Here is a 12,839-nt window from a genome sequence, read left to right as displayed (position 1 = left end):
AAGAATAGAAAGATTCTAAGGAGTGAAATTTATGCCATCAGTTGAAAGTTTTGAATTAGATCACGATGCAGTAGTTGCACCATATGTGAGACATTGTGGTGTTCATAAAGTAGGTAGCGACGGTGAAGTAAATAAATTTGATATCCGCTTTTGCCAACCTAATAAACAAGCAATGAAGCCAGATGCCATCCATACACTTGAGCATCTTCTAGCGTTTAACATTCGTAAGCACTCAGAAAAATATGACCACTTTGATATTATTGACGTTTCTCCAATGGGTTGTCAAACTGGATTTTATTTAGTTGTAAGTGGAAATCCAACAGTATCTGAAATTATCGACATGTTAGAAGATACAATGAAAGAAGCTGTTGAAACAGTAGAAGTTCCTGCTGCGACTGAAAAACAATGTGGGCAAGCAAAGCTTCATGATTTAGAAGGTGCTAAGCGATTAATGAATTTCTGGTTACAACAATCAAAAGAGGATCTTCATAAAGTATTCGGATAATATAGATCATCGTTATAACAACGCTTTATTTAGATAACAATTTTAAAATAGAATAGTTAATAGCATCCAATTAACATTTTGACAATAGTTGTCATCCGTGTAAATAAGGGTGCTATTTTTTTTGTAAGAAGGTTTAGTTCCTACACAAAAGGTGTAGGATAGTGTAAGAAGGAAGTCGTTATTTCTTTACTCGAGCCACAATATCATCATTTTATGGAGCGTTTGTGGGGATGGTAAGGAATTAATTTTCTGAGTCCGAATTACATTTTAATTAGCTATCTTAATAGAAAAAAAGGTATTTTATTTCATTTGTCGAAATATCTAAAGTAACAAAATCCATTTACCCAATGCTAGGTGAATAAGAAAAGTTGTGATTTTTATTGAAAATAAAGCATTTCATACAAATGTAAGTATGGCAGAAGTATTGAATAATATAAAAGAGGGTTGTTATTTTTTAAATTCAAGAATGGAGTTTGAATTTATTAATCTAGCAGCTGAAAAGGTAATAGAAAAACCGAAAGCAGAACTATTAGGAAAGTGTCTTTGGGATGTCTTGCCTGAATATGTAGATACAAAGCTTTTTCACCTATATAATAAAGCGTATGGAGAACAGGAACTGCAAACTTTTGAAGTGACGACCTTATATACAAACCGTCTCGTCGAAGTAAAAGTCTTTCCAAATAAAGATGGTTTGTTATGTATTTTCAGTGATATTACAAGTATTAAAGAAAAGGAAAAAGAAGAAAGATATTTTGATAAGCTAAAACTAATCGGTGAAATGGCAGCGGGAGTGGCGCATGAAGTTAGAAATCCTATGACCACTGTTAAAGGGTTTTTACAAATTATGTCCAAGGATAGAAACTTAGAAAACTATGATTCTCATGTCAAATTAATGATCGAGGAAATAGACCGAGTAAATAATATTATAGGTGAGTTTTTGAGTTTGGCTAAAAATAGAGCGAGAATCGTAAAGAATTCTTCTATAAATCAACTAATAACTTCCATATATCCCTTACTTGAAACAAGAGCCTTAAAGGAAGGGAAAATTATCAAGTTAGAATTAGGAAACATAACAAATATTATGGTTGATCAGAATGAGATACGACAACTATTACTAAATATGATTAATAATTCTTTAGATGCTATGGGAGAGGGAAAGTCAGTTTCGGTTATAACATATAAAGAAGAAGGGGCCGTTATCCTTTGTATTAAAGATGAAGGTAGTGGAATACCGGATAACTTAATTCATGACATACCCAACCCTTTTGTTACTAGTAAAGAGAACGGTACGGGTTTAGGTTTATCTATTTGTTATTCAATTGCACAGAGGAATAACGCTAAGATAGATTTTAATACAAGTGATGATGGTACTACTTTCAACATTCGTTTTATAAAATAAATCATTACATAGTTATACAAAAGCCATCTTCAAGAAGGAGATGGCTTTTGCTAAGTTTTACAATATATTAACCTGAAAGTTAAGTTATGAGGAAAATAAACAATGATATCAAACATTCTGACAGGATTACCAATATGTATGATAGGGGTTGGTATACTATTATTTGGTTATTATTACCACGTTGAAGTAATTAGACAAGATCTAAGCAAATATGAAAATAGAACGCGCTTATCTTATATGTTACATTTTATAGTGTTGTTAGTGTTCGAGAGTTGGTTATTCTTCTTGAGTGGTATAATTGTGATTTTGCTTGGAGTTGCGTTTTTAATTGGTTTTAGATTTTAAGTCATTATTGTACTAAAGAGAAAGATCAGTAAAACAGGGATATACAGAAAAGTTGTTTAAATAAGTTAATTAAAAACAAGGGGGAAAGTAATGGTCCTGGTATGGAGTGTTGTCGGATTTTTGGTTATAGCAATACTGTTGTTCGGCTACTTATTAGATAAAAAAACCAACCGTTATAAACGAATCAGCGACAAGAAAGCTAAAGATGGTATGGAGTCAATTAAGGATGAAACTCAAAAGCATAATCCACCTAATTCAAACCATACAAATTGGTGGTAATTAATAAGAAAATTTAACTTAGGGGCGAAACAAGTTGTTCATTTCTTGACGGCTACTATTTTCAAGGTCGAGGAATTGTTACGAAATCTTCTAACATGTATAACAAACGGGGCAGTAGAGTTTAAGAGAAAAATAAATAGATACTCATGGAGATTATAATGGAGAAACAATTGTATGTTTATCATATAGTAACTAAAAATAAAATGAATCTTGGTCAAAAAATCTTTTTTGATAGGAACCAAAAGAATACCTTATATAATTTCTTTTTTGAAAAGGAACAAATGAACTCTAAAGGCGAGGATTTTTTTCGAATTTTATATAGTCAATATACAGATGAAGGCTTGAAGCTAAATAAAGAAAATGCAGATGTAGTGATCAAGTATGCTGGTCAAACGATCAGAGCAATTAGAGAAGTATTGGTAGAGATGGTGAGACTTCAAGAGTTCCCTCAATATCCTTCAAGAATGTCTTGCTTATATGCTGCTAAAACCTATGAAGATGCATTGAAATGGAAAGAAATATTTGATTCTTATAATCGGAAGGTTTTGCAGATTGTAAAACTTCGAGTTAATGGAAATTATTTTGAAGGTGATGGAAATCTCCTACCTAAAGAAGATGGGATTCCTTTCTCTAAAAAAATTGAACAAGCCAGAGAATACTGGAGAGGCAATGTTATGAACGAGCTTCCAGAGCTTTTAATTAACGGAGAAATTGAAGTAATAGAAATTATTAATGATTTCTCAAGATAAAGGGCTGGGAAATTCAATTCAACTATTGCTGGGACAAGGGCAGTCGCTTCTTGTACTAAATAGAAATTTAATTTAATAACATGTTTCGAGCTTGGTGGTGTTAAAGTGGTTGAATGAAAAAGAAACACCAGCAGAAGATTTTGCTGGTGTAAAAAGATCTTTTGTTAAGGCTGTTTTCGTATAGAGAGCCTTTGTTAATATGCACCTTTTGAATAAGTTAGTTCATAACTATGAGTGTAAATTTCAAAAATATTTCCAAACGGATCTTCAACGTAAACCATTTTATATGGTTTTTCTCCTGGATAATATTCTCTAATAGGCATCCTCTGTTTACCACCGTGTTGCTTAATTTTTTCTACGAGACCTTCAATGTCTGGATCTTGAATACAGAAATGGAAAATACCTGTTTTCCAGTATTCAAAGTTATTTTTAGGTGTTTCGTTTTCTGGAAACTCAAACAATTCTACGCCGATTTTATCACCTGTTGCTAAATGTGCTATCCTAAATTTATCCCAGTTTTCTCCAAATACATCTCTACACATTTGACCAATAGGTGTGTCATCATTTTCTACTTCAGATGGCTCCATAATAACATACCAACCAAGCACTTCAGTATAAAATTTAACAGCTTGATCTAAGTTAGGTACTGAGAGACCAATATGAGAAAATGTTTTAGGAAATGTGAACATAATTTATATTCCTCCATGATTTATTGATTTAGTGTTTACTAACAAACACACTGATATTATATTTTGGAATTTTTATTTATGGAAGAACGCACTTTTTTGTGAGAAACTAACCAAAAGGTAAGAAAGGACTGAATATTTGAATGGATACTCCAATAGATAGTACAGGAAAATTAAAATGTTCAATTGAATATACATTAACAAAAATAGGAAATAAATGGAAGAGTGTGATTTTATGGCACTTAGGTATTGACGGTACGTTAAGGTATAGTGAAATACGTAATTTGCTTCCTGGTGTAAGCCATAAAGTAATGACAAAACAATTAAAAGAACTTGAAGAAGATCACTTAATTAAACGAATTCAGTATATTACAGTACCACCGAAAGTCGAATATTCTATAACTGGTAAAGGAAACACGCTAATGCCTATCTTAAAACTTATGCATACATGGGGTAAAGAACATGGAGAGGATTTTTAAATTTAAGAGCATTAACGAAAAGACGGAGTGGGAATAATCGTAAGAAATTTGACCTGATTTTGAGGAAATAGAAAATGTGGCAAATAAGCTTATAGAGTATTTTTTAATTAATTACATTCCTATACAGTATCGGAACTGTTTAATCACTTGGTAATTTTTTATTTTAGACTCCTATTTAAGGCTCTATTTTTTTGCTTCTTGAGCCGTGGAATGAAAGGCTACCTGCATCTACCCTCACTTGCAAAAAGTATATTAAATGAGAGACATATATGAGAGAGACAAGCCATATAATTTGTCATTAAAGTGTAAGAGTCTAGTAAATAAATCTATGTTATACTCTTAAAAGATTACTAGGTTAGGAGAATGAGATGAACAATCAAGGATTAACACTTATAAAAGACATGGTTGGCTTTGGTCTGATTGCTTTGTTTCTATTTTTATTTTTCGTTATGGATTTATTAGGATTTGATCCTATGAGTCTTTCAGTTCCGGGCTCTTGGCTCAATGTGAATACAATCTTTATCAGTATTGTGTTAGAAGCAATACCGTTTATATTATTAGGAGTTTTCTTTTCAGCATTAATTCAAACGTACGTGTCGGAGGAAACTATCCAGCGGTTTATCCCTAAGAATGCAATCGTTGCTTTGGTTCCTGCTGCCCTGTTGGCCGTGGTATTTCCTATTTGTGAATGTGCGATTGTTCCTGTTGTCAGAAGGTTGATTAAAAAGGGGATGCCTCTACATGTTGGTGTGGTATTATTAGTCGGTGCTCCAGTGCTGAATCCAATTGTTCTTGCGTCCACTTATTATGCCTTTAGAGGGAATTTAGATGTTGTGTATGGCAGAATGGGACTAGCATTTGTTCTATCAATTTTTATTGGATTAATCATTTATTTATTGTATCAAAATTCGAATCAATTAAGATGGTCAAGAGATGAATTGCTAGGTCTTCAGCCTGAAGTTCCTAAAGTGAAGAATCGATTTAAATCTACCTTATATCATGCTAGTGACGAGTTTTTTGAAATGGGTAAATATCTGATCGTTGGAGCCTTTGTAGCAAGTTTATTTCAGACATTTCTTGACCGTGATGTACTGCTAGACTTAGGGTCGAGTGAGACAGCTGCTCCGGCTGTGATGATGGCGTTTGCTTATGTATTATCATTATGTTCAGAAGCGGATGCATTTGTTGCTGCTACTTTTGGAAATACATTCTCTATCGGAGCTATACTTGCTTTCCTAGTTTATGGACCAATGCTAGATTTAAAGAATACAATTATGTTGTTTGCCTTCTTTAGAGCACGATTTGTCTTTGGTTTAATTGTTGTCATTACAGTATCTGTATACTGCTTTATCCTGTTATACCAGGCCATTATGTAGTGTGAGGTGATTGAAATGGGAAATAGAGACTACAGCTTCCACCTTTTTATCAGGGGAATTATCTTGATCGGTTTTTCATTATTAGCCCTAAAATTAACATTAACTGGGAATATTTTTAATTTTATTGCTCCTAAAATGATGCCATTTATGTATTTTGCCATCATCACCTTCCTTATACTTGGTATCATTCAGGTATGGAGAAGTGGCTCTAAAGATGAAGAAGAGCTCTATTGTGATTGTGGAGTTGATCACGGGCAATCTACGAATATAGTAAAATCAACCATCATTTACTCCATTTTTATCATTCCAGTCGTCACAGGCTTTTTATTTGCTGAAGCGACAATTGATTCATCAGTAGCTGCTAAGCGTGGCTTTACCGGCAATAATCCTCAAGTAAAAGCCGAGGTAAATGAGGACAAGGTTCTAGACTACCTAAATGATCCTGAAGAGTACGTGGCAGAACTAGAAGAACTATATGGAATTGATGGAAACGAAATATCAGGCGATGTGCCATTAGAACACCCAGAAGGATTTCAAATACAAGCACCACCTGAAGGTTTTTATGAGGCATTAGAAGAGAAGCTTTTAGCAATGGATACAATCGTGGTGCAAGAAGACACTTACATTCAAACGATGAATATTCTTGATATGAATCCTGATAAGTTCGTTGGTAAAAAAATGGAAGTGATCGGCTTCGTTTTCAGGGAAGAGGATTTTACTGAAGACCAGATGGTCATTGCTAGATTTGGTTTATCGTGTTGCGTAGCGGACTCATCTGTATATGGAACTTTATCAACCGGTTCGGTGGTAAAAGATCTTGACAACGATCAATGGGTAAAAGTAACAGGAACTTTATCGAAGACCGAGTATAATGATTGGATTCTCCCTTATTTACAGATAGAAGAAATTGAACTGATTGAGAAGCCAGAGCAACCTTATATCTATGAGACGTATGATAATTAGCTTATAAAAACCTAATAGAAAAGACGACAAAAGGCCTGAGTAAAAAAACTTAGGCCTTTTAAAATTTCATTATTAGGTAACATTAACGTATTTTCCTAATTTCAAATAATCTTAGTATCAATAATGAGCTAAATAAGAGTATGATCCCACCAGCTATTGATAAAAGAAGATTCTTAGGTAATAGCCTATCAAAAAAATAAAGAAAGAGAACGGCCCAAGAAAATAGAGTTAGATATTTAATAAACGTCATATGTAACCACCTCTACAATTTAATATTTAATTACATAAATCAAATATGTACATAAAACACTGACCCACTGTACGGTGGCAAATAGGAACATGATTTCAACTCCATAGTTAGAATCACTTAGTAGTAAAACCATGATAAAAGGGATCATTAAAATAGATAAGGTACCAGCAACTAATAGACTTTTCGATAGAATACTAACTTGGAATTCGTCGTACTCTTTTCTTCTTTTAAGGATCGTAATAAAGATAATTAAGACAGTTAAACCGATGATTACGTATCCAATCGTCTTCATGTTTCCAGCTTTAATAAAATCAGACCAACCATTCCAGAGAGTAGAGTTTAATGTTTCCCCATGCGAAAGTAAACTGACGAATTCCATATGACCTGCAGTAAAAATAAAAATAAATGAATAGATGGCTGACATAAAACCAATAAACCATATAGTTACGATAGGGTGTTTTAATAGATTCACTTTCTTTCACTCTCCTTAAAGTCAAATAACTCCTCAATAGACATATTAAAAAAAAGGGCTAAATCATACGCCAACCATATAGATGGATCAAATTTATTCTTTTCAATAGCATTTATGGCTTGACGAGAAACACCAACCTTTTCGCCTAGTTGGGCTTGTGTTAATCCTTGCTGTTCTCTTAATTCCTTTACTTTGTTTTTCAATTTCGCTTTCCCTCTCTATGTAAAGTAAACCTTACAAGTAATTTATCAAAGGTTGGATTTTGTGTAAAGTAAACCTTACATATAAAGTGTAAAAAAGGTACTTCTCTTTTTCAGAAAAGTACCCGTTTTTTATATTATAAAGTTGGTGGAACACGAAGTTTTGTTTTTTGCTCAAAAGCATAAGCCATTTGAATAAGAGTTGGCTCACTGAAGGCTGTTCCAGTAAACGTGATGCCCACAGGACCGTTATCAGATGAATAGCCAGCCGGTACTGTCACAGATGGATATCCAGCCTTCGCCGGTATGCCTGCACCAAAATTGTTAGGGAAAACGATCGCATCTAGATCATGCTCTTCAAGAACCGCATCAATTCCTTGTTCTGTCGATAAGTATTGGTCCTTTTCTAAGCTTTGTAAGTATTCAGCTTCGGTTAACGTACCACTTGTATTTTCAGATTCTAGCATGATCTTTTGACCATATTTTAATGTTTGTTCAGCATGTTCTTCGTTAAAACGAATGACATCCGCTAACGACTGAATACCAAGGTTTGGTTCAACATTTCGAAGATAGGCATTAAGGTCTGTTTTGAATTCGTACACGAGGACATTGTAGTCCCAGTTTTCCTTGCTAGATGGAATGGTAACAGGATCAACTACAGTTGCACCTAATTCTTTTAACACGTTAATGGCTTCTTCCATTCTCATTTTTTCTTCTTCAGATAAATATTGGAATACATCTCTAGCAATTCCTATACGTTTACCTTGAAGGCCATCTTCCATAAGGAATTCCGTATAATCATACTCAATTGGATTCTTAAGTGTAACAGGATCGGTTTCATCTGCAGCTGTAATAACCGTTAAAAGGATGGCAGCGTCTTTTACTGTTCTTGTCATCGGCCCTGCTGTATCTTGAGTATGTGCTATAGGGATAATGCCTGTACGACTTACTAGGCCAATGGTTGGTTTAATTCCGACAAGTGAATTGCGGCTCGCTGGGCTTAAAATGGAGCCAGATGTTTCAGTTCCGATTGCAACTGCTGCAAAGTTAGCTGCTATGGAAGATCCAGAACCTGCACTAGAACCTCCAACTTCAAAAGTTCCTGGTCCATATGGATTTAATACTTGTCCTCCGCGTGAACTGTAGCCTGTTGGCATATTTTCAGCCATAAAATTGGCCCATTCTGTCATATTTACTTTTCCTAGAATAATGGCTCCTGCTTCACGAAGTAATTGAGCAACAGTGGCATCCTCTAACGCATAATGATCTTTTAACGCTAAGGAGCCAGCGCTTGTATGTAATTTGTCACCTGTATCTATATTGTCTTTTAATAATACTGGAACGCCGTGTAAGGGCCCACGAGGTCCACTAATGTTACGTTCATGGTCTAATGCTTCTGCAATTTGCAGAGCGTCTGGGTTTACTTCAAGCACGGCGTTAATATGTTTATTGTAAGTAGCAATTCTATTTAAATAAAGTAATACTAGATCTTTTGCCGTCACGTCTCCACTTTCCATTGCTTCTTGAATTTGATCAATGGTTACTTCTACTAGCCATTCCTCTTGTAATTTAGCAAGTCTTGGGTTTCTCATCTGTCTTGTTCCTCCGCTCTTTCCTGTTCATGATTCACATCTTGGTCATGTAAATAAGGATTATTCTCTAGCTGATCAACGGTCTGCTTGTAAGCATAGCCTTTGTTAATGGTTAAAATACTAAGGAGTAATACAATAATCACGACAATTATTGAAATGATAAGAACTGTATACACTCAGGCACCTCCTCATGCCTATATTTTATCATGCAATGATTCTGAATGGTATGATAACTAGATTCAATAAATGTTCGGTAAAAAACATATTAAAAAGGTTCATCCCAAAAATATGTTTATAAGGAAGAGTTATGGGGAATTTATGAGAGTAGAAAAAGAAAAGAGGAGTGTTAGGATGGGAAATAAATTAACAACACTAGTAAACGGACAAGTAGCCAATTGGAATGTACTTTATGTAAAGTTACATAACTTCCATTGGTTTGTAAAAGGTCCACAATTCTTTACATTACATGATAAATTTGAGGAGCTATATACAGAAGCAGCTGTCCACATTGATGAGTTGGCAGAACGCCTACTAGCAATCGACGGTACGCCAGTCGCGACGATGAGAGAGATTCTAGAACAATCTTCTGTAAGTGAAGCAACGGGTCAAGAAGATGCAAACCAAATGGTTCAGTCGATTGTAGATGACTTTAACACGATGATTGGTGAGTTAAAGGAAGGAATGAGTCTAGCAGAAGAGGTTGGAGATGAAACAACCGGCGATATGCTTTTAGCAATCCACCAAAGTTTAGAAAAGCATGTTTGGATGCTAACCTCGTTTCTTGGTAAGTAATAATTAAGGTTCAGAGTTATCTCTGGGCCTATTTTTATGCCGTTTTTTACGAGAGCGTTTAATTCCGCCTACTTACTGAGCTCTTATAGGACTTTTTTTAAAGGGAACGGCGTTGTTAGGAAATTTATCACAGGTTTAAAATGAGTTATGGTAAAATATATCTAAAAGTATATGAGTAAGAGGTATAGAGATGATAAATTATTCCGGTCAAATTGTGTTGGTCCTTATTTCTATTATATTTACTTCCTATCAAAAATTTGTTGGACATGATGACTTTTTTACTATAGATTTCTTTATTTTTACAACGATTGCTTGGCTAGTTGGCTGGCAATTCGATAAAGCTAGATATTATGAAAAAAAAGCCAATGCGAATGTAGAAAGCTACAAGCAGTTACTTGACTCTTTACCTGAAGCGGTATTTATCCATGAGAAACATACCATTATCTATATAAATAAGGCTGCGGTTCATCTAATGGGAGCTCAGGAAAAGGAACAGTTAATTGGAGAGTCAATCCTTAATTATATCGACAAAGAATATAAAGAACGTTTTAAAGAGCGATTGAGGCAAGCGAAGAAAGAAAAACATCCTATTCACAGCTGCTCATACAAATTAAGACGTTTAGATCAGTCCTCTTTTTTCTTTGAGGAATCCTCATTGTCTATTAATTTTGGTGAGAAACAGGCGTTGCTAACAATAGGAAAAGATATAACCACCCGAAAAGAAGAAACCGAGCGTCTTCTGCAGAAATCGGAAAAGCTTGCGATTGTAGGGCAAATGGCAGCAGGAATCGCGCATGAAATACGGAATCCGCTTACTTCAATTAAAGGATTTATACAACTTTTAAAAACTCATCCTCTGGAAGAGAAACATTTTAACATCGTATTCTCAGAGTTAGATCGTATAGACTCTATATTAGGAGAATTTTTAATTCTCGCTAAACCAAGTGCTACAATATACAAGGAGCAAGATATTAAGGGGTTAATGACTGAGGTTGTCACGTTAATTAGTACTCAATCTATTCTAAACAATATTGAGATTCACACCTCATATGATACAGAACTAACTTTAGTCAACTGTGAGAAAAATCAAGTGAAGCAGGTATTTATTAACCTTCTAAAAAATTCAATTGAAGCGATGCCAAACGGCGGGGAAATTAATGTATCAATTATGGAAAAAGAAGAAGGTAAAGTCTCTATAAGTATTGTGGATCAAGGTAAGGGTATACCTGAGGAGCGCATATCTTCGTTAGGGGAGCCGTTTTATACCACTAAAGAAAAGGGGACAGGCCTAGGCCTAATGACTTGTTTTAAGATCATAGAGAGTCATGAAGGTCGAATATTCATAGAAAGTAAAGTAAATCAAGGTACAACAATTGAGATTATTATGCCGACAGTGACGCAACCCATGTTAAAAAGTGGATGAAAAAGTCCAATACTATCCTTACTTCTCATACGAAGTGAGGATTTTTTCGTTCTATTAGTAAAATGAAGTGACTTTAATAGACTAAAAAATCTTGGAGTTCCCATATATTTCGTAACCTGAAATATATGGAGCATGATATAATATTTCTTAAAAGATGCGTTTAGAGGAGCTGAGAAAATGGTCATTGATTTACGTAGTGATACAGTAACGAAACCAACAGAAAAGATGAGAAAGGCGAGTTATGAGGCGGAACTCGGCGATGATGTGTATGGGGAAGACCCGACGATTAACAAGTTAGAGGAAAAGGCGGCTGAAGTTCTTGGTAAAGAAGCGGCACTGTTTGTGACGAGTGGAACGCAAGGTAATCAGATTGCGGTATTAACTCATTGCCAGCCAGGAAACGAAATTATCTTAGAAGAAGAGTCTCACCTATTTTATTATGAAGCAGCTGCGATTTCTGCTTTTGCAGGTGTACAACCAAGAACCATTAAAGGAAATAGAGGGGCCATGAATCCAGCACATGTGGAAGCAGCGATCCGGGGAGAGGACATTCATGTACCTGAAACTTCTTTAATTTGCCTTGAAAACACACATAACCGAGCGGGGGGCGCTATTGTACCGCTTGATAATATGAAAGCTATTTATGAAATTTCTACACGATATAAGATCCCCGTACATTTGGATGGAGCACGTTTATTTAACGCAGCAGTCGCGCTAAATCAGCCTGTTTCAGAATTCACCAAATACACGACAACTGTTCAAATATGTTTATCTAAGGGGCTAGGTTCTCCAGTTGGATCTATTCTTGCAGGAGATAAGGATTTTATTCGGAGAGCAAGGAAGTGGCGTAAACGTTTAGGGGGAGGTTTGCGTCAAGCGGGTGTAATTGCGGCACCAGGTTATATTGCTTTGACGGAGATGGTGGATCGACTAAGTGAAGACCATGCGAATGCTAAACGTCTTGAAGAAGGTATTTCCAACATTTCTGCACTTACTGTCGTAAATCATGTTGATACGAATATCGTATTAGTGGATATCCAGAAACTTAACATACCTGCTACTGAGTTTCTTGAAAAGTTAAAGGGAGAAGGTATACTAGCGGTGGCATTTGGTCCATCAATGATTCGCTTCACCACACATTATGATGTAACGACTGAGCAAATCGACCAAGTAATCTCAAAAATGTCTAAATTATTTAGTGTTTACGCGTAATATAATAGGTTTTTAGGAGGGAGAGGACTAGCACCTCTCTTTTTTGGTTGGGAAAAGCCTATTTCATTAGTATTTATAAGTAAGTTATTGAGATATGGGACCGAATTGCACAGAACT

General features: G+C 35.2%; 15 protein-coding genes. 10 read left to right on the top strand and 5 right to left on the bottom strand.

Annotated features, from left to right (window positions below):
• Window positions 1–31 precede the first annotated feature (31 nt).
• The 4 genes from LT143_RS06680 (at window position 32) to LT143_RS06665 (ending at window position 3,277) form a co-directional block, all read left to right on the top strand.
• Window positions 32–505 carry an S-ribosylhomocysteine lyase gene (locus LT143_RS06680; RefSeq protein ID WP_246941468.1) on the top strand — a complete coding sequence of 158 codons (474 nt, stop codon included), beginning with the start codon at window positions 32–34 and terminating at the stop codon, window positions 503–505.
• 370 nt (window positions 506–875) lie between these two features.
• Complete coding sequence (locus tag LT143_RS06675) at window positions 876–1,904, top strand: two-component system sensor histidine kinase NtrB (RefSeq protein WP_246941466.1); 1,029 nt, start codon at window positions 876–878, stop codon at window positions 1,902–1,904.
• A gap of 435 nt (window positions 1,905–2,339) precedes the next feature.
• Window positions 2,340–2,528 (top strand): hypothetical protein, encoded by a 189-nt coding sequence (locus tag LT143_RS06670; protein WP_246941463.1) that lies wholly within the window; start codon window positions 2,340–2,342, stop codon window positions 2,526–2,528.
• A 158-nt stretch (window positions 2,529–2,686) separates the two neighbouring features.
• Window positions 2,687–3,277, top strand: coding sequence for a DUF2441 domain-containing protein (locus LT143_RS06665; protein WP_272495701.1), 591 nt, complete (start codon window positions 2,687–2,689; stop codon window positions 3,275–3,277).
• Window positions 3,278–3,471: 194 nt separating this feature from the next.
• On the opposite strand, the gene LT143_RS06660 is transcribed toward LT143_RS06665, so the two are convergent.
• Window positions 3,472–3,966, bottom strand: a complete 495-nt coding sequence (locus LT143_RS06660; RefSeq protein ID WP_246941461.1) for a lactoylglutathione lyase family protein — start codon at window positions 3,964–3,966, stop codon at window positions 3,472–3,474.
• Between the two features lie 140 nt (window positions 3,967–4,106).
• On the opposite strand from LT143_RS06660, the gene LT143_RS06655 reads away from it, so the two are divergent.
• The 3 genes from LT143_RS06655 (at window position 4,107) to LT143_RS06645 (ending at window position 6,781) form a co-directional block, all read left to right on the top strand.
• Window positions 4,107–4,442, top strand: coding sequence for a winged helix-turn-helix transcriptional regulator (locus LT143_RS06655; RefSeq protein WP_246941459.1), 336 nt, complete (start codon window positions 4,107–4,109; stop codon window positions 4,440–4,442).
• A 368-nt stretch (window positions 4,443–4,810) separates the two neighbouring features.
• Window positions 4,811–5,818 (top strand): permease, encoded by a 1,008-nt coding sequence (locus tag LT143_RS06650; protein ID WP_246941456.1) that lies wholly within the window; start codon window positions 4,811–4,813, stop codon window positions 5,816–5,818.
• A gap of 15 nt (window positions 5,819–5,833) precedes the next feature.
• Window positions 5,834–6,781 (top strand): TIGR03943 family putative permease subunit, encoded by a 948-nt coding sequence (locus tag LT143_RS06645; protein WP_272495700.1) that lies wholly within the window; start codon window positions 5,834–5,836, stop codon window positions 6,779–6,781.
• A 269-nt stretch (window positions 6,782–7,050) separates the two neighbouring features.
• Here the strand turns inward: LT143_RS06645 and LT143_RS06640 are convergent, their stop codons facing one another.
• The 4 genes from LT143_RS06640 to ytzI all read right to left on the bottom strand — a co-directional run bounded on the left by LT143_RS06640 (window position 7,051) and on the right by ytzI (window position 9,471).
• Window positions 7,051–7,503, bottom strand: a complete 453-nt coding sequence (locus tag LT143_RS06640; protein ID WP_246941452.1) for a hypothetical protein — start codon at window positions 7,501–7,503, stop codon at window positions 7,051–7,053.
• Complete coding sequence (locus LT143_RS06635; protein ID WP_246941450.1) at window positions 7,500–7,706, bottom strand: helix-turn-helix transcriptional regulator; 207 nt, start codon at window positions 7,704–7,706, stop codon at window positions 7,500–7,502. The genes LT143_RS06640 and LT143_RS06635 overlap by 4 nt, the downstream gene beginning before the upstream one ends.
• Before the next feature lie 134 nt (window positions 7,707–7,840).
• Window positions 7,841–9,295 carry an amidase family protein gene (locus tag LT143_RS06630; RefSeq protein WP_246941447.1) on the bottom strand — a complete coding sequence of 485 codons (1,455 nt, stop codon included), beginning with the start codon at window positions 9,293–9,295 and terminating at the stop codon, window positions 7,841–7,843.
• A complete protein-coding gene (gene ytzI / locus LT143_RS06625) occupies window positions 9,292–9,471 on the bottom strand; it encodes a YtzI protein (RefSeq protein WP_246941445.1) in 180 nt (59 codons plus the stop codon). The genes LT143_RS06630 and ytzI overlap by 4 nt, the downstream gene beginning before the upstream one ends.
• 175 nt (window positions 9,472–9,646) lie before the next feature.
• Between ytzI and LT143_RS06620 the strand changes: the two genes are divergently transcribed.
• The 3 genes from LT143_RS06620 (at window position 9,647) to ltaE (ending at window position 12,722) form a co-directional block, all read left to right on the top strand.
• Window positions 9,647–10,087 carry a Dps family protein gene (locus tag LT143_RS06620; RefSeq protein ID WP_246941443.1) on the top strand — a complete coding sequence of 147 codons (441 nt, stop codon included), beginning with the start codon at window positions 9,647–9,649 and terminating at the stop codon, window positions 10,085–10,087.
• A gap of 190 nt (window positions 10,088–10,277) precedes the next feature.
• Window positions 10,278–11,510 (top strand): ATP-binding protein, encoded by a 1,233-nt coding sequence (locus tag LT143_RS06615; RefSeq protein WP_246941441.1) that lies wholly within the window; start codon window positions 10,278–10,280, stop codon window positions 11,508–11,510.
• Window positions 11,511–11,687: 177 nt separating this feature from the next.
• Window positions 11,688–12,722, top strand: a complete 1,035-nt coding sequence (gene ltaE, locus LT143_RS06610) for a low-specificity L-threonine aldolase (RefSeq protein ID WP_246941439.1) — start codon at window positions 11,688–11,690, stop codon at window positions 12,720–12,722.
• Window positions 12,723–12,839: the final 117 nt, after the last annotated feature.

This window comes from Bacillus pinisoli, from assembly GCF_023036475.1.
GTDB classification, from domain to species: Bacteria; Bacillota; Bacilli; order Bacillales; family SA4; genus Bacillus_BS; species Bacillus_BS pinisoli.
This window is presented reverse-complemented; position numbering and strand designations above follow the sequence as displayed.

Bases quoted from the DNA above. Each gene is read 5' to 3' on its own strand.
- LT143_RS06680 (WP_246941468.1), top strand. From the start codon at position 32: ATGCCATCAGTTGAAAGTTTTGAATTAGATCACGATGCAGTAGTTGCA.
- LT143_RS06670 (WP_246941463.1), top strand. From the start codon at position 2,340: ATGGTCCTGGTATGGAGTGTTGTCGGATTTTTGGTTATAGCAATACTG.
- LT143_RS06665 (WP_272495701.1), top strand. From the start codon at position 2,687: ATGGAGAAACAATTGTATGTTTATCATATAGTAACTAAAAATAAAATG.
- LT143_RS06660 (WP_246941461.1), bottom strand. From the start codon at position 3,966: ATGTTCACATTTCCTAAAACATTTTCTCATATTGGTCTCTCAGTACCT.
- LT143_RS06655 (WP_246941459.1), top strand. From the start codon at position 4,107: ATGGATACTCCAATAGATAGTACAGGAAAATTAAAATGTTCAATTGAA.
- LT143_RS06650 (WP_246941456.1), top strand. From the start codon at position 4,811: ATGAACAATCAAGGATTAACACTTATAAAAGACATGGTTGGCTTTGGT.
- LT143_RS06645 (WP_272495700.1), top strand. From the start codon at position 5,834: ATGGGAAATAGAGACTACAGCTTCCACCTTTTTATCAGGGGAATTATC.
- LT143_RS06630 (WP_246941447.1), bottom strand. From the start codon at position 9,295: ATGAGAAACCCAAGACTTGCTAAATTACAAGAGGAATGGCTAGTAGAA.
- LT143_RS06620 (WP_246941443.1), top strand. From the start codon at position 9,647: ATGGGAAATAAATTAACAACACTAGTAAACGGACAAGTAGCCAATTGG.
- LT143_RS06615 (WP_246941441.1), top strand. From the start codon at position 10,278: ATGATAAATTATTCCGGTCAAATTGTGTTGGTCCTTATTTCTATTATA.
- ltaE (WP_246941439.1), top strand. From the start codon at position 11,688: ATGGTCATTGATTTACGTAGTGATACAGTAACGAAACCAACAGAAAAG.